The sequence below is a fragment of the Streptomyces qaidamensis genome, from assembly GCF_001611795.1.
GTDB lineage: Bacteria > Actinomycetota > Actinomycetes > Streptomycetales > Streptomycetaceae > Streptomyces > Streptomyces qaidamensis.
The window spans coordinates 3,037,235-3,058,145 of sequence record NZ_CP015098.1 but is presented as its reverse complement, the minus strand read 5'-3'; the positions used below and the strand labels follow the sequence as shown (position 1 = coordinate 3,058,145).

The following is a 20,911-nucleotide window of genomic DNA, read 5'->3' as shown; positions in this document are numbered from 1 at the left end:
CTGACCGTCTTCGTACCGGTCTTCGACCACAGGAGTAGCACTGTTCTCACTCATGGCGGCCCACTTCGGTAACTCGGCGCTTATGGGCGTGGTCAGTCTGTCACTCTGTCGGCATCGACTGTGGCGTATTCGTACGAACTGCCCGGGGAGCTGTCCATGGGGGCCATTCCGACGCAACGGGAGACCGCTTCCCGTGCCTCAGAGGCGCCTGCACACGCTGGGGAGACGCCTGTGCCCGTCCAGGAAGGCTCCGTTTCCGAGGAGCCCGCACCTCGTGCGCAGGCGCACGCGCCGGGGGGTGCGCGGGCGTGCGCGACCCTGCCCGGCAGTTCGCTCGCGCCGGGCGCCGCCCGTGCTCTGGTGCGCGCGGCACTCACCGAGTGGTCCGGGCTCGGCCTGCCCGGCGCCGAGCACCTCACCGACCGCCTCGCCGACGACACCGCGCTCGTCGTCAGCGAACTCGTCACCAACGCCGTCGTGCATGCCGGCACCGACGTCGAGATGGAGTGCCGGCTGGAGGGCGACGCCCCCGGCACGGCCGCGCTCGTCGTCGAGGTCTCCGACCACCACCCCTCCCGCGCGCCGCGCGGCAGCGAGCCGGAGGCGCCGCACGGCACCCCCGAGCACGGGCGCGGCCTGCGGCTCGTCGGCGCGCTCTCCGAAGCGTGGGGGATCACGTACCGTACGGGCCGCAAGACCGTCTGGGCACGGCTGCCCGCCGGGGGGTCCACGACGGGCGAGCAGATCGAGGCGTACGCCGGGGAGCACGCGCTGGGGCGCGGTCTGCGGGTCGCGGAGATCCTGGCACCCGCGCCGCACCCGGGCGACGAGGCGGGGGAGGCCCCAGGCAGCCGGCGTGGCGCGGGAGAGCCCTGGGATCTGCGTGAGGCCGGAGAGACCTGGGGCTCGCGTGAGGGCGGAGAGGCACGGGACTGGCCGGACTTACGGGAAGCCGACGGCCTGCGTGACTGGAACGACCTGCGGGACTGGCGGGACCGGCACGAGAACCGCCTCGGACGCAACGGGCCCGACGGCGCCTGGCTCGGCCGCGGCGCCCTCTCCTTCCTCGCCGAGGCCTCCGACCTGCTGGCCGGGCAGCTCGACGAGGACCTGGTCGCGGCCCTCGCCGGGCAGCTGATCGTGCCGCGGCTGGCCGACTGGTGCGCGGTGTGGCTGGAGGACGAGGCCACAGGCGGCGGCTGGAGCGGCGGAGCCGGCGTGGGCGGACCGCGCCTCGCCCGGGTCTGGCACGGCAGCGAGAACCGGATCGAGGAGCTGCGCCGCGTCCTGGAGAAGGACCCGCCGCAGCCGTTCGACCCTACGGGGACGTCCCCGTTCGAGCGCGGCCGGGAGCGCGGCGGCTCCGGGCCCGTCGACTACCCCTGGCCCGGCGAGGCGCTCGGTGACGGCGAGCCCGGCGCGGCCCTCGCATACCGGCTGGTCGCCGGGGGGCGCCCGCTGGGCACCCTCGTCATCGGACGCTCCGGGAAGGCCGGCTTCCCCGACGAGATCACCGGCCTCGTCGAGGACCTCGGCCGCCGGGTGGCCCTCGCCATCGGCGCCGCCCGCCAGTACGCCCGCCAGGCCACCATCAGCGCCGTCCTCCAGCGCGGCCTGCTGCCCGGTGCCGTGGCCGAGATCCCCGGCATGCGCAGCGCCCTCGTGTACGAGCCGTGCGACAAGGGCGGGCCGAGCGGCGACTTCTACGACCTGTTCCCGGCCGGCGACGGCCGCTGGTGCTTCGCCGTCGGCGACGTCCAGGGCAAGGGGCCCGAGGCGGCCGTCGTGATCGGCCTGGCCCGGCCCTGGCTGCGGCTGCTCGCCCGCGAGGGCTACCGCGTCGCCGACGTCCTCGACCGCCTCAACCAGCTGCTGCTCGACGACGCCACGGAGGCCGCGGACGCGGCGGCCCGGGCCCTGGTGGCGGCGGGTGCGCGGCCGACCCCGCCCGGCGACGGCCCGCAGACGCGCTTCCTGTCCCTGCTCTACGGCGAGCTGGTCCCCTTCGACGGCGGGGTCCGCTGCACCGTCGCCTCCGCCGGGCACCCGCTGCCCCTGCGGCTCGGGGCGGGCGGCGAGGTCCACCCGTGCGCGCAGCCGCAGACCCTGCTGGGCGTCGTCGAGGACGCCACCTACACGAGCGAGACCTTCGAGCTGCGCTCCGGCGACACGCTGCTGTGCGTCACCGACGGCGTGACCGAGCGCCGCTCCGGCTCGCGCCAGTTCGACGACGGGGACGGGCTCGCCGCGGCACTGGCCGGGTGCGCCGGGCTGGACGCGGAGCTGATAGCCGAGCGGATCAAACGGCTCGTGCACGAGTTCGGGGCGCGGCCCCCGGCGGACGATCTCGCCCTGCTGGTGCTCCAGGCGGACTGACCGCGCGAGTGCTGGACAATGGAAGGCATGCCTTCCGCACTTCCCGACGGCGATCCCGTCCCCGACGACGGCACGCTGCCCGCGTCCGCGCTCGCCGGCGCCGCCGACCGCCCGCTCGGGTTCTACCTGCACGTCCCGTACTGCGCGACCCGCTGCGGCTACTGCGACTTCAACACGTACACCGCGACCGAGCTGCGCGGCACCGGCGGAGTCCTCGCCTCCCGCGACAACTACGCCGAGACGCTGGCCGACGAGGTCCGGCTGGCGCGCAAGGTGCTGGGCGACGATCCGCGGCCGGTCCGGACGGTGTTCGTGGGCGGGGGCACGCCCACGCTGCTGGACGCCGGTGATCTCGTCCGGATGCTGAAGGCCGTCCGCGACGAGTTCGGGCTCGCGGAGGACGCCGAGATCACGACGGAGGCCAACCCGGAGTCGGTCGATCCGGCGTATCTGGCGGCCCTGCGCGAGGGCGGCTTCAACCGGATCTCCTTCGGGATGCAGAGCGCCCGGCAGCATGTGCTGAAGGTGCTGGACCGCACGCATACGCCGGGGCGGCCCGAGGCGTGCGTCGCGGAGGCCCGGGGCGCCGGGTTCGAGCATGTGAACCTCGACCTGATCTACGGCACGCCGGGTGAGTCCGACGACGACTGGCGGGCCTCGCTGGACGCGGTGCTGGGGGCCGGGCCGGATCATGTCAGCGCCTACGCCCTGATCGTCGAGGAGGGGACGCAGCTGGCACGCCGGATCCGCCGGGGCGAGGTGCCGATGACCGACGACGACGTGCACGCCGACCGGTACCTGATCGCGGACGAGGTGCTCTCGGGCGCGGGCTTCAGGTGGTACGAGGTGTCGAACTGGGCGACCTCGGAGGCCGGGCGGTGCCTGCACAACGAGCTGTACTGGCGGGGGGCCGACTGGTGGGGGGCCGGGCCCGGTGCGCACAGTCATGTGGGCGGGGTGCGGTGGTGGAACGTGAAGCATCCGGGGGCGTATGCCGCTGCGCTGGCTTCGGGGAGGTCGCCGGGGGCCGGGCGGGAGCTTCTGAGCGACGAGGACCGGCGGGTCGAGCGGATTCTGCTGGAACTGCGGCTCAGGGAGGGCGTGCCGTTGTCGCTGCTGCGGGAGGAGGGGCTTGCGGCGTCTGGGCGGGCCCTGTCCGAAGGGTTGCTTGAGGAGCGGCCGTATGCGGAGGGGCGGGCCGTGCTCACTCTGCGCGGGCGGTTGCTGGCGGACGGGGTCGTGCGCGATCTCGTGGACTGAGGTGCTCGGCGTCGGTACTGAGGGCGGGGCGTCGCGCAGCCCGGCGTAGCGGGGCGCCGCTCTCCTTGGGACGGGTGCCGCCCCTGGCGGCACGCATGCCCGCAGCTACGCGGTCACGAAGTCGATCAGTTCTTCCACCCGGCCCAGCAGTTCCGGCTCCAGGTCCTTGTACGAGTGGACCCCCGACAGGATCCGCTGCCAGGCCGCGCCCGTGTTCTCCGGCCAGCCCAGCGCCCTGCACACCCCCGTCTTCCAGTCCTGGCCGCGCGGGATTCGGGGCCAGGCGTCGATGCCCAGGGACGACGGCTTCACCGCCTCCCAGATGTCGATGTACGGGTGGCCCACCACCAGTGCGTGCCCGCTCGTCACCGACTGGGCGATGCGCCACTCCTTCGAGCCCGGCACGAGGTGATCCACCAGGACGCCCAGCCGGGCGTCCGGCCCGGGGGCGAAATCGGAGACGATCGACGGGAGGTCGTCGACGCCCTCCAGGTACTCCACGACCACGCCCTCGATGCGCAGGTCGTCACCCCACACCTTCTCGACCAGCTCGGCGTCGTGCCGGCCCTCGACGTAGATGCGGCCGGCGCGGGCGACACGCGCGCGTGCGCCGGGAACGGCCACCGAACCGGAGGCCGTGCGAGTGGGACGCGCGGGGCCGCCCGGCGCGGGGCGGACGAGCGTCACCACCCTGCCCTCCAGCAGGAAGCCGCGCGGCTCCATCGGGAAGACCCGGTGCTTGCCGAAGCGGTCCTCCAGCGTCACCGTGCCCGCCTCGCAGCGGATCACCGCGCCGCAGAAACCCGTCCCCTGCTCCTCCACCACCAGGCCGGGCTCCGCCGCGACCTCGGGCACCGGCTTCGGCTTCTTCCACGGCGGGGTCAGATCGGCGGAGTACTGGCGCATTCGAATGACGATAGGAGAAGGCGGACGGCGATCACCGCGACACGCCGAAACGCGCCGCCAGCGCGTCCCGTTGCGCCCGCACGAACGCCGCGTCCACCACCGCTCCGTGACCGGGCACGTACAGCGCGTCCTCGCCGCCCAGGTCGAGCAGCCGGTCCAGGGCCGCCGGCCAGTGCGACGGCACCGCGTCGGGGCCCGCCTGCGGCTCGCCGGACTCCTCGACCAGGTCGCCGCAGAACACCACCTCCGGATCGCCCGGCACCAGCACCGCCAGGTCGTGCGCGGTGTGCCCCGGGCCGACGTTCGCCAGCAGCACCTGCCGTCCGCCGCCCAGGTCGAGGGTCCACTCGCCGGAGACCAGGTGGCCGGGCGGGGCCAGCCGCTCCGCCGCCTCCTGGGCCGCGGGCGCCGCCAGGCCCTGGCGCACCCCGTCCTCGCGCAGTTCCTCGCGGTCCCGCACCCGCGTCAGCAGCGCGTCCACGCCCACCGCGCCGAACACCTCGGTGTCCGGGAGCGCCGCGGCGCCGAAGACATGGTCGAAGTGCGGGTGGGTCAGCGCGAGATGTGTCACACGGTGACCGGTGAGTGCCCGCGCCTGCGCGCCCAGTTTCGCGCCCTCGGCGAGGCTCGACCCCGCGTCGATCATGAGGACCGCCCCCTCTCCGGCGACCAGCCCGATCGTGCAGTCCCACACCGGCAGCCGGCACCGCCCCACACCGGCGGCCACGCGCTCCCATCCGAGGTCTTCCCAAGTCACCGTCATAGGGCGACGCTAGCGGTGCGCCCCGCTCGGGGCACGGCGCCGCACGACCAGCCTTGCCGGGGGAGTACCCCACCGCCGTACACTGGGCGGGGGAATGCTGGCACTCGCACGCGCAGAGTGCCAGGCTCGACAGACAGGACCACGAGCGGACGACTTCTGGAGGTGTGCGCGGTGCTCAGTGAACGCAGGCTTCAGGTGCTGCGCGCCATCGTCCAGGACTACGTCGGCACCGAGGAGCCGGTGGGCTCCAAGGCCCTCACCGAGCGGCACAGCCTCGGCGTCTCCCCGGCGACCGTCCGCAACGACATGGCGGCCCTGGAGGACGAGGGGTACATCGCCCAGCCGCACACCAGCGCCGGGCGCATCCCCACCGACAAGGGCTACCGCCTGTTCGTCGACAAGCTCGCCGGAGTCAAGCCGATGACCGCGCCCGAGCGGCGCGCGATCCAGAACTTCCTGGAGGGTGCCGTCGACCTCGACGACGTCGTGGCGCGCACGGTACGGCTGCTCGCGCAGCTCACGCGCCAGGTCGCCGTCGTGCAGTACCCGTCGCTGACGCGCTCGACCGTGCGGCATGTGGAGTTGCTCTCCCTGGCGCCCGCGCGGGTGATGCTCGTGCTGATCACGGACACGGGGCGGGTCGAGCAGCGCGTGGTCGACTGCCCGGCGCCCTTCGGCGACGCCTCGCTCGCGGATCTGCGCGCGCGGCTCAACAGCCGCGTGGCGAACCGCCGTTTCGCGGATGTGCCGAGTCTGGTGGAGGATCTCCCGGAGGCGTTCGAGCACGAGGACCGGGGTACGGTCTCCACGGTGCTCTCCACACTCCTGGAGACGCTCGTCGAGGAGAACGAGGAGCGGCTGATGATCGGCGGCACCGCCAATCTGACCCGCTTCGGGCATGACTTCCCTCTCACGATCCGGCCGGTGCTGGAGGCGCTTGAGGAGCAGGTCGTGCTCCTCAAGCTGCTCGGCGAGGCGCAGGATCCGGGCGTGACCGTACGGATCGGTCACGAGAACGCCCACGAAGGACTCAACTCCACGTCCGTCGTGTCGGTCGGCTACGGTTCGGGCGGCGAGGCAGTCGCCAAGCTCGGCGTGGTCGGACCGACCCGCATGGACTACCCGGGAACGATGGGAGCGGTACGCGCAGTGGCACGGTACGTCGGACAGATCCTGGCGGAGTCGTAGTGGCCACGGACTACTACGCCGTACTCGGCGTGCGCCGCGACGCGTCGCAGGAAGAGATCAAGAAGGCCTTCCGGCGGCTCGCCCGCGAGCTGCACCCGGACGTCAACCCCGATCCGAAGACCCAGGAGCGGTTCAAGGAGATCAACGCCGCTTACGAGGTGCTGTCGGACCCGCAGAAGAAGCAGGTCTACGACCTCGGCGGCGACCCGCTCTCGCAGGCCGGCGGCGGCGGCGCGGGCGGCTTCGGAGCCGGCGGTTTCGGGAACTTCTCGGACATCATGGACGCGTTCTTCGGCACGGCGTCGCAGCGCGGACCGCGCTCGCGCACCCGCCGCGGCCAGGACGCGATGATCCGCATCGAGGTCGAGCTCGACGAGGCGGCCTTCGGCACGACGAAGGACATCCAGGTCGATACGGCCGTCGTCTGCAACACCTGCAGCGGTGAGGGCGCGGCCCCGGGCACCTCCGCCCAGACGTGTGACATGTGCCGCGGCCGCGGTGAGGTCTCGCAGGTCACCCGGTCCTTCCTGGGCCAGGTCATGACGTCCCGTCCGTGCCCGCAGTGCCAGGGCTTCGGCACGGTCGTGCCGACCCCGTGCCCGGAGTGCGCGGGCGACGGCCGCGTCCGGTCCCGCCGCACGCTCACGGTCAAGATCCCGGCCGGTGTCGACAACGGCACGCGGATCCAGCTCGCCGGCGAGGGCGAGGTCGGTCCCGGCGGCGGTCCGGCCGGTGACCTCTACGTCGAGATCCACGAGCTGCCGCACAGCACGTTCCAGCGGCGCGGCGACGACCTGCACTGCACGGTGACGATCCCCATGACGGCGGCGTCCCTCGGCACGAAGGTGCCGCTGGAGACGCTCGACGGCATGGAGGAGGTCGACATCCGCCCGGGCACCCAGTCCGGCCAGTCGATCCCGCTGCACGGCCGGGGTGTCACACACCTGCGCGGCGGCGGACGAGGCGACCTCATCGTCCACGTCGAGGTCCAGACCCCGAGCAAGCTCGACCCCGAGCAGGAACGCCTGCTGCGTGAGCTCTCCAAGCTGCGGGGCGAGGAGCGGCCGACGGGGCAGTTCCAGCCGGGGCAGCAGGGGTTGTTCTCGCGGTTGAAGGATGCGTTCAACGGTCGCTGACGTGAGTGGTCCGGCCGCTGCCCGGGGGCCCGGGGGTCGTCCTCCGGGCAGGCGCAGTCGGCCGGGCGGCAGGGGTTGTTCTCGCGGTTGAGGGACGCGTTCAACGGTCGCTGACCGGGCGCCCCTCAGGCGACAAGAGGCGCTTGTTCCTCTGGTCTATGCCAGTCGGCAGGCCGGTTTCGGAGTTGTTCGGAGGACGTGACAACATGCGGTCATGTCCTCCGCACTGACCGATCTCTTCCCCCACCCGATCGTGCAGGCCCCCATGGCGGGCGGCGTCTCCGTACCCCAGCTCGCCGCTGCCGTGTGCGAGGCGGGCGGGCTCGGGTTCCTCGCCGCCGGGTACAAGACCGCCGACGGGATGTACCAGGAGATCAAGCAGATCCGGAGCCTCACCGGCAGGCCCTTCGGCGTCAACGTCTTCATGCCGCAGCCGGAGTACGCCGACCCGGCCGCCATCGACGTCTACGCCCACCAGCTGGCCGGCGAGGCCACCTGGTACGAGGCCGAACTCGGCGACCCCGACAGCGGACGCGACGACGGCTTCGAGGCCAAGCTCGTGGTGCTGCGCGACAACCCCGTACCGGTGGTGTCGTTCCACTTCGGCGTCCCGAGCCGTGAGGTCGTCGACGCCCTGCACCGCGTCGGCACCTTCGTCCTGGCCGCCGCGACCACCCCCGACGAGGCCCGGGCCGTCGAACGGGCGGGCGCGGACGCGGTCATCGCCCAGGGCATCGAGGCCGGCGGCCACCAGGGCACCCACCGGGACGTCCCCGAGACGGACGGTTCCGGCCTCGGGCTGCTGTCGCTGATCGCCCAGGTCCGCGAAGCCGTGAGCATCCCGATCGTCGCCGCCGGCGGCATCATGCGCGGCGGTCAGATCGCCGGTGTGCTCGCGGCGGGCGCGAGCGCCGCCCAGCTGGGCACCGCCTTCCTCGCCACGCCCGAGTCGGGCGCGAACGCCCTGCACAAGCGGGCCCTGACCGACCCCCTGTTCGTCCGCACGGAGCTGACCCGGGCGTTCTCCGGGCGGCCCGCGCGCGGTCTCGTCAACCGGTTCCTGCGCGAGCACGGCCCGTACGCGCCCGCGGCCTACCCCGAGATCCACCACCTCACGTCGCCGCTGCGCAAGGCCGCCGCCAAGGCCGGTGACGCGCAGGGCATGGCGCTGTGGGCCGGGCAGGGGCACCGGATGGCGCGGGAGCTGCCCGCCGGACAGCTGGTCGAGGTGCTGGCCGGGGAACTGGCCGCCGCCCGGGCCTCGTTGACGGGCGGGGGCGTGCTGTGACCGCGCCGGTGTTCGTCGTCGAGCACTTCGACGCGGGCGGCGGCGGCCGGTACGTCCTGGACGGACCGGAGGGGCGGCACGCCGTCTCCGTGAAGCGGCTGCGGGCCGGTGAGGACGTCGTGCTCACGGACGGGGCCGGCCGCTGGGCGGACTGTGTCGTACTCGACACGGAAGGCAAGGACCGGCTGATCCTCCAGCTGGACTCGGTGTCCGAGGAGCCCGAGGAGCAGCCCCGGGTCACCGTCGTCCAGGCGCTGCCCAAGGGCGACCGGGGCGAGCTCGCCGTCGAGACGATGACCGAGACCGGCGTCGACGCGATCGTGCCCTGGGCGGCGGCTCGCTGCATCACGCAGTGGAAGGGCGACCGCGGGGTCAAGGCGCTGGGCAAGTGGCGGGCGACGGCCCGGGAGGCAGGAAAGCAGTCCCGCCGGGTGCGCTTCCCGGAGGTCGCGGAGGCGGCCACGACCAAGCAGGTCGCCGCCCTGCTCGCCGGGGCGGACTTCGCCGCCGTGCTGCACGAGAGCGGGGACGCGCCGCTGGCCACGGCCGAACTGCCGGCCACCGGCGAGATCGTCCTGGTCGTGGGGCCCGAGGGGGGCGTGGCGCCGGAGGAGCTGGCGCTGTTCGAGGAGGCGGGGGCGCAGGCGTACCGCCTCGGACGCAGTGTGCTGCGCACATCGACCGCCGGGACGGCCGCCGCGGCCGTACTCCTGGCACGCACCGGACGCTGGTCCTGACCGTTCCCAGGGACTGAGCGGGAGTGAGTCCTGTTGCCGCGGGACCGGTCGGTGAGGGCCGAGGTGCTCGGCGAACCGGGCGACACGGCGGCCGGTCACCGCTCCTTGGTCGTGCTGCGGGTGGACGGGCTGGACGCGCACTGCGAGGAGATCACGATGCGCGGCGCCACGGTGCTGCACGGCCCCGCGCCCATGACGGACCGGATGCGGGTGGCGCATCTCAAGGACCCCGAGAGCCACTTGGTGGAGCTCCAGGAGTGGCTGCTGCTGCGCGGCTGACGCCTTTGCGCCCTACCGCGCGGCCTCCGTCAGTGGCAGGCTCCCCTTCATGGGGGCTTCGAGGAGGAATCGGCTGGGGCCGCGCGGTCGGCGGGTGGCGGTCGCGGCGACGTTCGCCGCGGTGGCGGTGGGAGGCGCTGTGGCCTGCGAGCCGGGCAGCATCAGCTCGGCTTCCGTCGCGTACACCACCGACGAGACCGTGACCAAGGAACTCAACCGGCAAAAAGCGGGCGTGCGTTGGCTCACCTGCACCGCCTCCTACGGGGAGAGCGGCGGGAAGTCGTCACCCTCGGCGCGTGAGCGGACCGTCGCGACCGTCGACTGCGAGGGCGAGACCGACGACGGCAAGGACATCACCGTCGACGGCAAGGTCACCCACGCGGTGGACGGTGCCTGTGTGCGCGGGAACATCACGGCCAAGGTGGCCGGCAAGGTGTGGTTCGAGGTCGACGGGCTCGGCGACTGCAACTCCACCAGTCCGCCCCCCGTCGGCGGGCCGCCGGCCGGGCAGCCCGGGCCGACCGTCACCGTGACCGTCACCCAGACCATCTGGTGCGAGCAGTATCCGGACTGCCGCCCCGTCGAGGGCAAGTGATCCGAACCCTGTCCGTGCGGCGTCGTCCCTGCATAGGGTGATCAGGTGACATCGTCTGCTTACCTCCGGTTCCCCCATGTGCACGGCGACCTGGTCGCCTTCACCGCCGAGGACGACGTGTGGCTCGCCCCGCTCGACGGCGGCCGGGCCTGGCGGGTCAGCGCCGACAACACGCCGGTGACCCAGCCCCGCATCTCGCCCGACGGCACCACGGTCGCCTGGACCTCCACCAGAGACGGCGCCCCCGAGGTGTTCATCGCCCCCGTCGACGGCGGTCCGGCCAAGCGGCTGACGTACTGGGGGAGTCTCAAGACGCAGGTGCGCGGCTGGACCCCGGACGGCGAGGTCCTGGCGATCAGCACCGAGGGGCAGGCGAGCCTGCGCCGCACCTGGGCCCGTGCCGTCCCGCTGGACGGCGGCCCGGCCATCACCCTGCCGTACGGGCCCGTCGGCGACGTGGCCCACGGCCCGCACACGGTGCTGCTGTCCGCGCCGATGGGCCGCGAGGCGGCCTGGTGGAAGCGGTACCGGGGCGGTACGGCGGGCAAGTTGTGGATCGACCGTGAGGGCGACGGGCAGTTCGTGCGGCTGCACGAGGACCTCGACGGCAACATCGAGTACCCGCTGTGGGCGGGCGACAGGATCGCCTTCCTCTCCGACCACGAGGACACCGGAGCGCTCTACTCCTCCCTGGCCGACGGCTCCGACCTGCGCCGCCACACACCTCTCGACCGGTTTTACGCCCGGCACGCCGCGACCGACGGCACCCGTGTCGTCTACTCCAGCGCCGGTGAACTGTGGGTGCTGGACGACCTGGAGGGGGCCGAGCCGCGGCGGCTGGACGTGCGGCTGGGCGGACAGCGCGCCGATCTCCAGCCGTTCCCGGTGAACGCCTCCCGCTGGTTCGGCTCGGCGTCCCCGGACCACACCGCGCGCGGCAGCGCGGTCGCCGTGCGCGGCTCCGTGCACTGGGTCACCCACCGCGCCGGCCCGGCCCGCGCACTGGCCGCGACGCCCGGGGTGCGGGCCCGGCTGCCGCGGACGTTCCGCGCGGACGGCGAGGAATGGGTGGTGTGGGTGACGGACGCCGAGGGCGACGACGCCCTGGAGTTCGCGCCCGCCACCGGACTCGCACCCGGGGCGACTCCGCGCCGGATCGCCGCCGGGCAGCTCGGCCGGGTGCTGGACCTCGCCATGGCGCCCGACGGCAGCCGGGCCGCGGTCGCCTGCCACGACGGCCGCCTGCTGCTCGTGGAGCGGGAGACGGGCGAGGTGCGCGAGGTGGACCGCAGCGAGGACGGCGATGTGTCCGGGCCCGTCTTCTCGCCCGACTCGTCCTGGCTGGCCTGGTCCCACCCCGGCCCCCGGCCCCTGTGCCAGCTGAAACTCGCCAACACCACCGATCTGTCGGTCACCGAGGCGACCCCGCTGCGCTTCCAGGACTACGCGCCCGCGTTCACGATGGACGGCAAGCACCTCGCGTTCCTGTCGACCCGCTCCTTCGACCCGGTCTACGACGAGCACGTCTTCGACCTGGCCTTCGTGGTGGGCGCCCGGCCGCATCTGATCACCCTCGCGGCCACCACGCCCTCCCCGTTCGGGCCGCAGCGGCACGGCCGGTCCTTCGAGACGCCGGACCGGGAGGAGACCCCCGACAGCGAGGGCACCCCCACCACCCGCATCGACCTCGAAGGCCTCGGCGACCGCATCGTGCCCTTCCCGGTCGAGGCCGCCCGCTACACCAACCTGCGCGCCGCCAAGGACGGCGTCCTGTGGCTGCGCCACCCGGTCACCGGTGTACTCGGCGCGTCCCGGGCCACCCCCGACGACCCCGACCCCAAGTCCGAGCTGGAGCGCTACGACCTCGCCCAGCAGCGCGTCGAGCATCTCGCCGTCGACGCCGACCACTTCGCGGTCAGCGGTGACGGCAAGCGGGTGCTGCTGTGGACCGACGGGCGGCTGAAGGTCGTGCCCAGCGACCGGCGCGCCTCGGGCGACGACGACAGCGACAGCAACATCACCGTCGACCTGGGCCGCGTACGCCAGTTCGTCGACCCGGCGGCCGAGTGGCGCCAGATGTTCGACGAGAACGGCCGCATCATGCGGGACCACTTCTGGCGGCCCGACATGAGCGGCGTCGACTGGGACGGCGTCCTCGACCGCTACCGCCCGGTCGTGGAGCGGCTCGCCACCCACGACGACCTGGTCGACCTGCTGTGGGAGGTCCAGGGCGAGCTCGGCACCTCGCACGCCTACGTCACCCCACGCGGCGGCCACGGCCACGGCCCCCGCCAGGGCCTGCTCGGCGCCGACATCTCCCGCCATGAGGACGGCAGTTGGCGGGTCGACCGCATCCTGCCCTCCGAGACCTCCGACCCGGACGCCCGCAGCCCGCTGGCCGCCCCCGGCGTCGCGGTACGCCCCGGGGACGCCCTCGTCGCGATCGCGGGACAGCCGGTCGACCCCGTTCTCGGCCCCGGCCCGCTGCTGATCGGCACGGCGAACAAGCCGGTGGAGCTGACCATCTCGCCGTCCGGCGGCGGTGACCCCCGGCACGCCGTCGTCGTCCCGGTCGCCGACGAGGAACCCCTGCGCTACCACGCCTGGGTCGCCGACCGCCGCGCCTACGTCCACGAGAAGTCCGGCGGCCGCCTCGGCTACCTCCACGTCCCCGACATGCAGGCCCCCGGCTGGGCCCAGATCCACCGCGACCTGCGCGTCGAGGTCGCCCGGGAGGGCCTGGTCGTCGACGTCCGCGAGAACCGCGGCGGCCACACCTCGCAACTGGTCGTCGAGAAGCTGGCCCGCCGCATCGTCGGCTGGGCCGTCCCGCGCGGCATGCGCCCCTACAGCTACCCGGAGGACGCCCCCCGCGGCCCTGTCGTAGCCGTCGCCAACGAGTTCTCCGGCTCCGACGGCGACATCGTCAACGCGGCCATCAAGGCTCTGGGCCTCGGCCCGGTCGTCGGCACCCGCACCTGGGGCGGCGTCATCGGCATCGACAGCCGCTACCGCCTGGTCGACGGCACCCTGGTCACCCAGCCCAAGTACGCCTTCTGGCTGGAGGGCTACGAGTGGGGAGTGGAGAACCACGGCGTGGACCCGGACGTGGAGATCGTCCAACGTCCCCAGGACCACGCGGCGGGCAAAGACACCCAACTGGACGAAGCAATCCGACTGGCACTGGAGGCACTGGAGGCCAGTCCCGCGAAAACGCCCCCAGGCTTGCCCACCTGAGGGGCGCGGGGCTGTGTCGATCTGCGGCTCCGCCGCGTGGGCGCGACCAGCCACAACGCACCCGCAGCCGACGACGATACGATGCCCAGGTCGGACCGCACCGGCCCAACCCTCGGAGGAGACATGGCAGGGGAGCCCCAGGAAGACTGTCTGTTCTGCAAGATCGTCGCAGGCACCGTCCCGGCGACGATCGTCCGCCAGACGGACACCACCATCGCGTTCCGCGACATCAACCCCCAGGCTCCCACCCACGTCCTGATCATCCCCAGGGCGCACCACGAGAACGCCGCCGCCCTCGCCGCCGCCGACCCGGCGCTCACCGCGGACGTGCTCCGCGAGGCCCAGGCCGTCGCCGACGAGGAGAAGCTCGACAGCTACCGCCTCGTCTTCAACACCGGCAGTGGCGCCGGCCAGACGGTGTGGCACGTACACGGCCACGTGCTCGGCGGCCGCGGCCTCGACTGGCCTCCGGGGTAATCCGCCTTGTCCGTACGTGAACTCGTGGTCCTCGGCACCGCCAGCCAGGTCCCGACCCGGCACCGCAACCACAACGGCTACCTCCTGCGCTGGGACGGCGAGGGCATCCTCTTCGACCCCGGCGAGGGCACGCAGCGCCAGATGCTGCGTGCCGGGGTCGCCGCGCACGACCTGAACCGGATCTGCGTCACGCACTTCCACGGCGACCACTCCCTCGGCCTCGCCGGCGTGATCCAGCGCATCAACCTCGACCGGGTCCCGCACGAGATCACCGCCCACTACCCCCGCTCCGGGCAGCGCTTCTTCGACCGGCTCCGCTACGCCACCGCCTACCGCGAAACCGTCGGCATCACCGAGGCCCCGGTCGCCACCGACGGGGCGCTCGCCCGCACGGGCGGCTACACGCTGGAGGCCCGGAAGCTGTCGCACCCGGTGGAGTCCTACGGCTACCGGATCGTCGAGCCCGACGGCCGCCGCATGCTGCCCGAGCGACTCGCCGCGCACGGCATCAAGGGCCCGGACGTCGGCCGCATCCAGCGCGAGGGGGAACTCGGCGGGGTCTCACTCGACGACGTCAGCGAGACGCGGCGCGGGCAGCGGTTCGCGTTCGTCATGGACACCCGGCTGTGCGACGGCGTGTACGCGCTCGCCGAGGGCTGCGACCTGCTCGTCATCGAGTCGACGTTCCTCGACGACGACGAGGAACTCGCCGTCGAACACGGTCACCTGACAGCGGGTCAGGCCGCGCGGGTGGCCCGGGACGCCGGCGTGCGGCACCTCGTGCTGACCCACTTCAGCCAGCGCTACACCGACCCGGACGAATTCGAGCGGCAGGCCCGGGCCGCCGGGTACGACGGCGAGCTGACCGTGGCCCACGATCTCCTGAGGGTGCCGGTTCCGAAGCGTCGGTGAAACAGCCGTACGATGAATTGATGTTCCTCCCCAAAGCCGAACTGCACCTTCACATCGAAGGCACCCTGGAACCGGAACTCGCCTTCGAGCTCGCCGCGCGCAACGGTGTCACGCTGCCGTACGCCGACACGGACGAGCTGCGCGAGGCCTACCGGTTCGAGGACCTGCAGTCCTTCCTGAACCTGTACTACGAGCTCATGGCCGTCCTGCGCACCGAGCGGGACTTCGAGGACCTGGCGAACGCCTACCTCGCCCGGGCCGCCGCGCAGGGCGTGCGGCACGCGGAGATCTTCTTCGACCCGCAGGCCCACACCAGCCGCGGGCTGGACATCGGCACGGTCGTCGAGGGGCTGTGGCGGGCGCTGGGGAGCAGCGAGGCCAACCACGGTGTCTCGACCCGGCTGATCCTGTGCTTCCTGCGCGACGAGTCCGCCGAGTCGGCCCTGGCCACGCTGGACGCCGCCAAGCCCTACCTGGACCGGATCACCGGCGTCGGCCTCGACTCCGCCGAGGTCGGGCACCCGCCGGTGAAGTTCCGTGAGGTCTACGAGGCCGCCGCCGCCCTCGGACTGCGGCGGGTGGCCCACGCCGGTGAGGAGGGCCCGCCGGAGTACATCACCGAGGCGCTGGACGTCCTCGGCGTCGAACGCGTCGACCACGGGCTGCGCTGCGTGGAGGACCCCGCGCTGGTGGAGCGGCTTGTGCGCGACCGGGTGCCGCTGACGCTGTGCCCGCTGTCCAACGTCCGGCTGCGCACGGTCGACACCCTCGCCGACCACCCCCTGCCCGCCATGCTGGACGCCGGCCTGATGTGCACGGTCAACTCCGACGACCCGGCCTACTTCGGCGGCTACGCCGGCGACAACTTCGACGCCGTGCGCGCCACCCTCGGCCTCACCGACGAGCGGCTGCGCGAGCTCGCCCGCAACTCCTTCCTCGCCTCGTTCCTGGAGGACGACGAGGAGCTGCGGGCGCGGTATCTCGCCGAGGTGGACGCCTACGAGTTCCAGCGGAAGCCGTAGGGCCTCAGAAGACCTCCGACCCCGCCTTGCCGTAGGCGCGCTGGGCGGGGACGGCGGCGGCCTCCACCGAGATCTCCACCACCGGCTGCTCCGGGGCCCCGATCTCGGGGACCGCGCCGGTGGGCGTGCCCGTGGCGGCGGCGACCAGCGCGGCCGGGTGGCCGCCGCGGCGGCGGATCGCACCGGGCAGCAGCGGACGGCCGCCGGTGTGCAGGGCGACGGCGGTCATCGGCAGGGCGATCACCAGCAGCCCGGCACCCAGGACCGCTCCCATGACCGGGAACCCGGCCTGCGCCGACAGCACGCTGCCGGTCAGCGGCCCGGCGGCGGTGCCCAGCGAGGACGCCGAGCCGACCAGCACCGCCCAGCGGCCGCGCGGGTCGAGCGAGGCCGCGAGCCCGATGAGGTACGACAGCACCACCGGGTAGAGCGTGTTCCAGGCGATCTCACCGGCCGCGAAGCTCCTCAGGTCGGTCGCGGAGGCGCTGAGCACGATGCAGGCGGCGATGAGGACCGTGCCGCCGCCGATGGGTATCGCGCGTCCGAGACGGGCCCCGAGGGCACCCGCCGCGAGGACCCCGGCCAGCCCGGCGCCCAGGCCGAGGGCGAAGACCACGCCGACGGTGGCCTCGCCGAGGTGCACCTGCTCCAGGCCTATCCGGCCGCTCACGCCCCACAGGGAGTTCTGGGCGAGCGACCAGCACACCATGGCGGCGGCCAGCACCAGCCCGGAACGGGCGTGCGGCAGCCGGGCCTTGTCATGCCGGGCGGGCGCGACGGGTACACCTGCGGGGAGGCGGCCCGTGAGCGGCCAGACGGCCAGGGCCGTGAGGGCGATCGCGGCCAGCGGCAGACCGTGGCCCGGGCCGAGGTGCGGGACCGTCAGATACACGGCGCCCGCGAGGGCGGACACGGTGAGCAGCCCTGCCGTGGAGGCCCGGTGCGGATCCCGCTGACCCGCGATCAGGGTCGCGGCGACGGTCGTGGCCGTGCCCGAGCCGAAACCGCCGACGACCGCGCCGACGATGACCGCGGGGACGGCGGTGCTCAGGGCCGCGCCGCCGTAGCCGAGCAGGGCCAGGGCTAGGCCGAGCCGGGCGAGGGTGCGGGCTCCGATCCGTTCGACCCGGGAGGCCAGGACGAATCCGGCGGCGGCCGAACTCAGCAGCAGGGCACTGCCGACGGCACCGGCCTGGGTGGCGGAGAGCGGAAGGTCCGAGTCGAGTCTGCCGACGGTGGTGGGCAGCAGATACGGAGCGAGGTACCCGGCCGTGAAAAGGGCGACGGGGGGCCGGGGGGGGGTGCGGGGGGCGAACACGGGCGTTCCCAGGGCATGCGAAAGGAGCGGGGAAAAGGGGGGTTGGGCGACGACCGTCGACGGACAGGAACGCGCGAGCAATTTGTATCAAGCACGTAGTCGCCCACGGGAACCCGGGGCGTGTGATCTGGAGCACGTTGCGTTTGGGGTGGTGAAGCCCGGGTAAACGAGCGTCTTTCGTCAGGCGTCGAGCGGGCTTTCGCCGGCGCTCGTGGGCGCCTTCGCTGACGCCGATGCACTCGCCGGCGCCAGTGCATTCGCTACCGCCAGTGCACCGATCCGGGCCCCACCGGAACGCTCGCCTCGGCCTTCGCCCGGATCTCCCGCATCACGGCGACGATCCGCTCCTCGTGCGCGGGGGTGAGCCGGGCGACCGGCACCGAGCAGCTGATCGCGTCCTGCGCCGGGGTGTCGTAGCGCAGCGCGAACCCGAAGCCGACGATGCCCCTCACGCCCTCCTCGCGGTCCACGGACCAGCCGCGCGACCGGATCCCGGCGAGGTCGGCCGCCAAGGACTCCCTGCTCGTGTGCGAGTTCGGGGTCAGCGCCTCGTACGGCCCCTCGGGCAGCTCCCCGTCCGGGCGTTCCGCCAGCAGGGCCTTGCCCAGGGCCCCGGCGTGCGCGGGCAGCCGCCGCCCCACCCGGCTGATCGTGCGCAGGTACTCGTGCGACTCCCGGGTCGCCAGATACGCCACGTCCCGGCCGTCCAGCCGGCCCATGTGGATGGTCTCGCCGAGCGCTTCGGACGCCTCGTCTAGGTAGGGGCGCACGGCCCGGACGCGCGGGTCGGAGTCGAGGTAGCCGGTGCCGGTGAGCAGGGCGTGGATGCCGATGCCGTACAGGGAGCCGGTGACGTCGGTGCGGACCCAGCCGCGCGAGATCAGGGTCTGCAGCAGGGCGTACATCGAGCTGCGCGGGACGCCGAGTTCGTCGGCCAGCTCCTGGAGCCGGGCCGGGCGGTCGCCGCGCGCGGCGAGGAGTTCCAGCAGCTCGACCGTGCGTGCCGCGGACTTCACCTCACGGACGCCCCCTGTGTCTGACATGCACCGATGGTAATCGGGCCGCACTGGGCGGTTGACGTTCGCATACACAACCCTCATTCTCATACGTAGATGCCATCTATATGAGGAGATGACTGGGAGATGACGACCGTGAGCGCCGGACCGGTGGCGGTCGCGCAGCGGCTGCGGGAGGGGATGGCCGACGGTGTGCTGTCGTTCCCGCTGACCGCCTTCCGCGACGACGGCACCCTCGACCCGGACGGCTTCCGCGCCTACGTCGCCGAGCGGCTCGCCGCCGCCCCCGGAGCCGTGTTCCCGGCCTGCGGCACCGGCGAGTTCTTCTCGCTCGACGAGGACGAGTACCGGCAGGTCGTCACCATCACCGTCGAGGAGGCGGCGGGCCGCGTCCCCGTCGTCGCGGGCACCGGCTACGGCTGGGCCCAGGCCGTCCGGTTCGCGCGCATCGCCGAGGACGCCGGAGCCGACGCGCTCCTCGTGCTGCCGCACTACCTCGTCACCGCCCCGCAGGACGGCCTGGTCGCACAGCTGGAGCAGATCGCCGCCCGCACCCCGCTGCCCCTGATCGCCTACCAGCGCGACCAGGTCGCCTTCACCGCCGGCTCGCTCCGCCGCATCGCCGCCCTGCCGAACGTCATCGGCCTCAAGGACGGCCACAGCGACCTCGACCGGCTCCAGCGCCTCACGCTCGCCGCCCCCGAGGACTTCCTGTTCTTCAACGGGGCCTCCACCGCCGAGATCCAGGCCCGCGCCTACGCCACCGTCGGCGTCCCCGCCTACTCCTCCGCCGTCCACGCCTTCGCCCCCGAGATCGCCTGCGCCTTCTTCACCGCCCTGAGCACCGGCGACCACGGCACCGTCGACAAGCTGCTGCGCGACTTCTACGTCCCGCTCGTCGAACTGCGCGACCGCGTCCCCGGGTACGCCGTGTCGCTGGTGAAGGCGGCGGCCCGGCTCCGCGGCCACTCCGTGGGCCCCGTCCGGGCCCCGCTCACCGACCCTTCGCCGGCCGATCTGGCCGCCCTCACCGCCGTCCTCACCGTCGGACTCGACCTCGTGGGAGCCGCCCTGTGAACCTCACCATCACCGACGTACGGCTCACACCGATCCTGGTCGCGGACCCGCCGCTGCTGAACACCCAGGGCGTGCACCAGCCGTACACGCCCCGGCTGATCGTCGAGGTCGTCACCGCGGACGGGATCACCGGCCTGGGAGAGACCTACGGCGACGCCAAGTACCTGGAGCTGGCCCGGCCCTTCGCCGAAGCGCTGAAAGGGCGCCAGGTCAGCGATCTGAACGGCCTGTTCACGGTCGCCGACCAGGTCGCGGTGGACGCGTCCCGCGTCGAGAACGCCGTCGACGTCGGCGGGCTGCGCGGCGTCCAGACCGCCGACAAGCTGCGGCTGTCCGTCGCCTCCGGCTTCGAGGTCGCCTGCCTCGACGCCCTCGGCAAGGCGCTCGGACTGCCCGTGCACACCCTGCTCGGCGGCAAGGTCCGCGACACCGTCGAGTACAGCGCCTACCTGTTCTACAAATGGGACCACCACCCCGAGGGCGTGCCGGCCGAGAAGGACGACTGGGGCGCCGCCGTCGACCCGGCGGGCGTGGTGGAACAGGCCCGCCGCTTCACGGAGCGGTACGGCTTCACCTCCTTCAAGCTCAAGGGCGGCGTCTTCCCGCCCGCCGAGGAGATCGCGGCCGTCCGGGCGCTCGCCGAGGCCTTCCCGGGACACCCGCTGCGCCTCGACCCGAACGGCGCCTGGTCCGTGGAGACCTCCGTGCAGGTGGCCCGGGAACTCGGGGACGTCCTGGAGTACCTGGAGGACCCGGCGCTCGGCACGCCCGCCATGGCCGAGGTCGCCGCGCGGACCGGGGTGCCGCTCGCCACCAACATGTGCGTGACGACTTTCGCCGAGATCGAGGAGGCGTTCACCAAGGGCGCCGTCCAGGTCGTGCTCTCCGACCACCACTACTGGGGCGGACTGCGCAACACCCAGCAGCTCGCCGCCGTCTGCCGCACCTTCGGCGTCGGCGTCTCGATGCACTCCAACACCCACCTGGGCATCTCGCTCGCCGCGATGACCCACGTGGCCGCCACCGTCCCGAACCTCCACCACGCCTGCGACTCCCACTACCCCTGGCAGTCCGAGGACGTCCTCACCGAGCGGCTCACCTTCGAGGACGGCAGGGTCGCCGTCTCCGACGCCCCCGGCCTCGGCGTGGAACTCGACCGCGAGCGGCTGGCGGTGCTGCACCGGCGATGGCTGGACGACGACGGCACCCTGCGTGACCGCGACGACGCGGCGGCCATGCGGATCGCCGACCCCGCGTGGGTGACCCCCGCGATGCCCCGCTGGTAGGCCCCCTCCCGCCCCGCGGCGAGGGCGCGCGAGGACCG

At 73.2% G+C, this 20,911-nt stretch carries 17 protein-coding genes and 1 pseudogene; 14 read left to right on the top strand and 4 right to left on the bottom strand.

Annotation, left to right across the window (positions count from 1 at the left end):
• Nucleotides 1–156: 156 nt before the first annotated feature.
• Together A4E84_RS13400 and hemW are read left to right on the top strand one after the other, a co-directional pair.
• The gene (locus A4E84_RS13400; RefSeq protein WP_062926801.1) at nt 157–2,376 is read left to right on the top strand and encodes a SpoIIE family protein phosphatase; all 2,220 of its coding nucleotides are present in this window, start codon (nt 157–159) and stop codon (nt 2,374–2,376) included.
• 27 nt (nt 2,377–2,403) lie between these two features.
• Nucleotides 2,404–3,636, top strand: coding sequence for a radical SAM family heme chaperone HemW (gene hemW / locus A4E84_RS13395; RefSeq protein WP_062926800.1), 1,233 nt, complete (start codon nt 2,404–2,406; stop codon nt 3,634–3,636).
• Between the two features lie 105 nt (nt 3,637–3,741).
• Here the strand turns inward: hemW and A4E84_RS13390 are convergent, their stop codons facing one another.
• Nucleotides 3,742–4,542 carry a DUF3097 domain-containing protein gene (locus A4E84_RS13390; RefSeq protein ID WP_062926799.1) on the bottom strand — a complete coding sequence of 267 codons (801 nt, stop codon included), beginning with the start codon at nt 4,540–4,542 and terminating at the stop codon, nt 3,742–3,744.
• Nucleotides 4,543–4,573: 31 nt separating this feature from the next.
• Entirely contained in the window at nt 4,574–5,305 is a 732-nt protein-coding gene (locus A4E84_RS13385) for an MBL fold metallo-hydrolase (RefSeq protein WP_062926798.1), read from the bottom strand.
• Nucleotides 5,306–5,476: 171 nt separating this feature from the next.
• On the opposite strand from A4E84_RS13385, the gene hrcA reads away from it, so the two are divergent.
• From hrcA to A4E84_RS13335, 10 genes and pseudogenes are all read left to right on the top strand, one after another.
• Nucleotides 5,477–6,493: a heat-inducible transcriptional repressor HrcA gene (hrcA, locus tag A4E84_RS13380; RefSeq protein ID WP_031103805.1), complete on the top strand. Its 1,017-nt coding sequence runs from the start codon at nt 5,477–5,479 to the stop codon at nt 6,491–6,493.
• Nucleotides 6,493–7,629: a molecular chaperone DnaJ gene (dnaJ, locus tag A4E84_RS13375; protein ID WP_062926797.1), complete on the top strand. Its 1,137-nt coding sequence runs from the start codon at nt 6,493–6,495 to the stop codon at nt 7,627–7,629. Before hrcA ends, dnaJ begins: the two co-directional genes overlap by 1 nt.
• A 214-nt stretch (nt 7,630–7,843) precedes the next feature.
• Nucleotides 7,844–8,917, top strand: a complete 1,074-nt coding sequence (locus A4E84_RS13370) for a nitronate monooxygenase (protein WP_062926796.1) — start codon at nt 7,844–7,846, stop codon at nt 8,915–8,917.
• Nucleotides 8,914–9,654, top strand: coding sequence for a 16S rRNA (uracil(1498)-N(3))-methyltransferase (locus A4E84_RS13365; protein WP_062926795.1), 741 nt, complete (start codon nt 8,914–8,916; stop codon nt 9,652–9,654). Before A4E84_RS13370 ends, A4E84_RS13365 begins: the two co-directional genes overlap by 4 nt.
• A gap of 39 nt (nt 9,655–9,693) precedes the next feature.
• A pseudogene (locus tag A4E84_RS13360) lies at nt 9,694–9,933 on the top strand (VOC family protein); the annotation flags it as partial.
• A 49-nt stretch (nt 9,934–9,982) separates the two neighbouring features.
• The gene (locus tag A4E84_RS13355) at nt 9,983–10,528 is read left to right on the top strand and encodes a hypothetical protein (RefSeq protein ID WP_062926794.1); all 546 of its coding nucleotides are present in this window, start codon (nt 9,983–9,985) and stop codon (nt 10,526–10,528) included.
• Nucleotides 10,529–10,573: 45 nt separating this feature from the next.
• On the top strand, nt 10,574–13,765 hold the full coding sequence (locus A4E84_RS13350; RefSeq protein WP_062926793.1) for a S41 family peptidase: 3,192 nt from the start codon (nt 10,574–10,576) through the stop codon (nt 13,763–13,765).
• Nucleotides 13,766–13,888: 123 nt separating this feature from the next.
• Nucleotides 13,889–14,242 carry a histidine triad nucleotide-binding protein gene (locus A4E84_RS13345; RefSeq protein ID WP_062926792.1) on the top strand — a complete coding sequence of 118 codons (354 nt, stop codon included), beginning with the start codon at nt 13,889–13,891 and terminating at the stop codon, nt 14,240–14,242.
• Nucleotides 14,243–14,248: 6 nt separating this feature from the next.
• Nucleotides 14,249–15,154, top strand: a complete 906-nt coding sequence (locus tag A4E84_RS13340) for a ribonuclease Z (protein ID WP_062926791.1) — start codon at nt 14,249–14,251, stop codon at nt 15,152–15,154.
• A 20-nt stretch (nt 15,155–15,174) separates the two neighbouring features.
• Entirely contained in the window at nt 15,175–16,176 is a 1,002-nt protein-coding gene (locus A4E84_RS13335) for an adenosine deaminase (RefSeq protein WP_062926790.1), read from the top strand.
• A gap of 4 nt (nt 16,177–16,180) precedes the next feature.
• Here the strand turns inward: A4E84_RS13335 and A4E84_RS13330 are convergent, their stop codons facing one another.
• On the bottom strand, nt 16,181–17,494 hold the full coding sequence (locus A4E84_RS13330) for an MFS transporter (protein ID WP_062926789.1): 1,314 nt from the start codon (nt 17,492–17,494) through the stop codon (nt 16,181–16,183).
• 260 nt (nt 17,495–17,754) lie between these two features.
• Nucleotides 17,755–18,537 carry an IclR family transcriptional regulator gene (locus A4E84_RS13325; RefSeq protein WP_062926788.1) on the bottom strand — a complete coding sequence of 261 codons (783 nt, stop codon included), beginning with the start codon at nt 18,535–18,537 and terminating at the stop codon, nt 17,755–17,757.
• Nucleotides 18,538–18,636: 99 nt separating this feature from the next.
• On the opposite strand from A4E84_RS13325, the gene A4E84_RS13320 reads away from it, so the two are divergent.
• Nucleotides 18,637–19,587: a 5-dehydro-4-deoxyglucarate dehydratase gene (locus A4E84_RS13320; RefSeq protein ID WP_062926787.1), complete on the top strand. Its 951-nt coding sequence runs from the start codon at nt 18,637–18,639 to the stop codon at nt 19,585–19,587.
• Nucleotides 19,584–20,873: a glucarate dehydratase family protein gene (locus tag A4E84_RS13315; protein WP_062926786.1), complete on the top strand. Its 1,290-nt coding sequence runs from the start codon at nt 19,584–19,586 to the stop codon at nt 20,871–20,873. Before A4E84_RS13320 ends, A4E84_RS13315 begins: the two co-directional genes overlap by 4 nt.
• Nucleotides 20,874–20,911 lie beyond the last annotated feature (38 nt).

Excerpts from the sequence above, each read along its gene's own strand:
- A4E84_RS13400 (WP_062926801.1), top strand. The coding sequence starts at position 157 with ATGGGGGCCATTCCGACGCAACGGGAGACCGCTTCCCGTGCCTCAGAG.
- A4E84_RS13345 (WP_062926792.1), top strand. The coding sequence starts at position 13,889 with ATGGCAGGGGAGCCCCAGGAAGACTGTCTGTTCTGCAAGATCGTCGCA.
- A4E84_RS13390 (WP_062926799.1), bottom strand. The coding sequence starts at position 4,542 with ATGCGCCAGTACTCCGCCGATCTGACCCCGCCGTGGAAGAAGCCGAAG.
- A4E84_RS13355 (WP_062926794.1), top strand. The coding sequence starts at position 9,983 with ATGGGGGCTTCGAGGAGGAATCGGCTGGGGCCGCGCGGTCGGCGGGTG.
- A4E84_RS13325 (WP_062926788.1), bottom strand. The coding sequence starts at position 18,537 with ATGTCAGACACAGGGGGCGTCCGTGAGGTGAAGTCCGCGGCACGCACG.
- A4E84_RS13335 (WP_062926790.1), top strand. The coding sequence starts at position 15,175 with ATGTTCCTCCCCAAAGCCGAACTGCACCTTCACATCGAAGGCACCCTG.
- A4E84_RS13385 (WP_062926798.1), bottom strand. The coding sequence starts at position 5,305 with ATGACGGTGACTTGGGAAGACCTCGGATGGGAGCGCGTGGCCGCCGGT.
- hemW (WP_062926800.1), top strand. The coding sequence starts at position 2,404 with ATGCCTTCCGCACTTCCCGACGGCGATCCCGTCCCCGACGACGGCACG.
- A4E84_RS13320 (WP_062926787.1), top strand. The coding sequence starts at position 18,637 with ATGACGACCGTGAGCGCCGGACCGGTGGCGGTCGCGCAGCGGCTGCGG.
- A4E84_RS13370 (WP_062926796.1), top strand. The coding sequence starts at position 7,844 with ATGTCCTCCGCACTGACCGATCTCTTCCCCCACCCGATCGTGCAGGCC.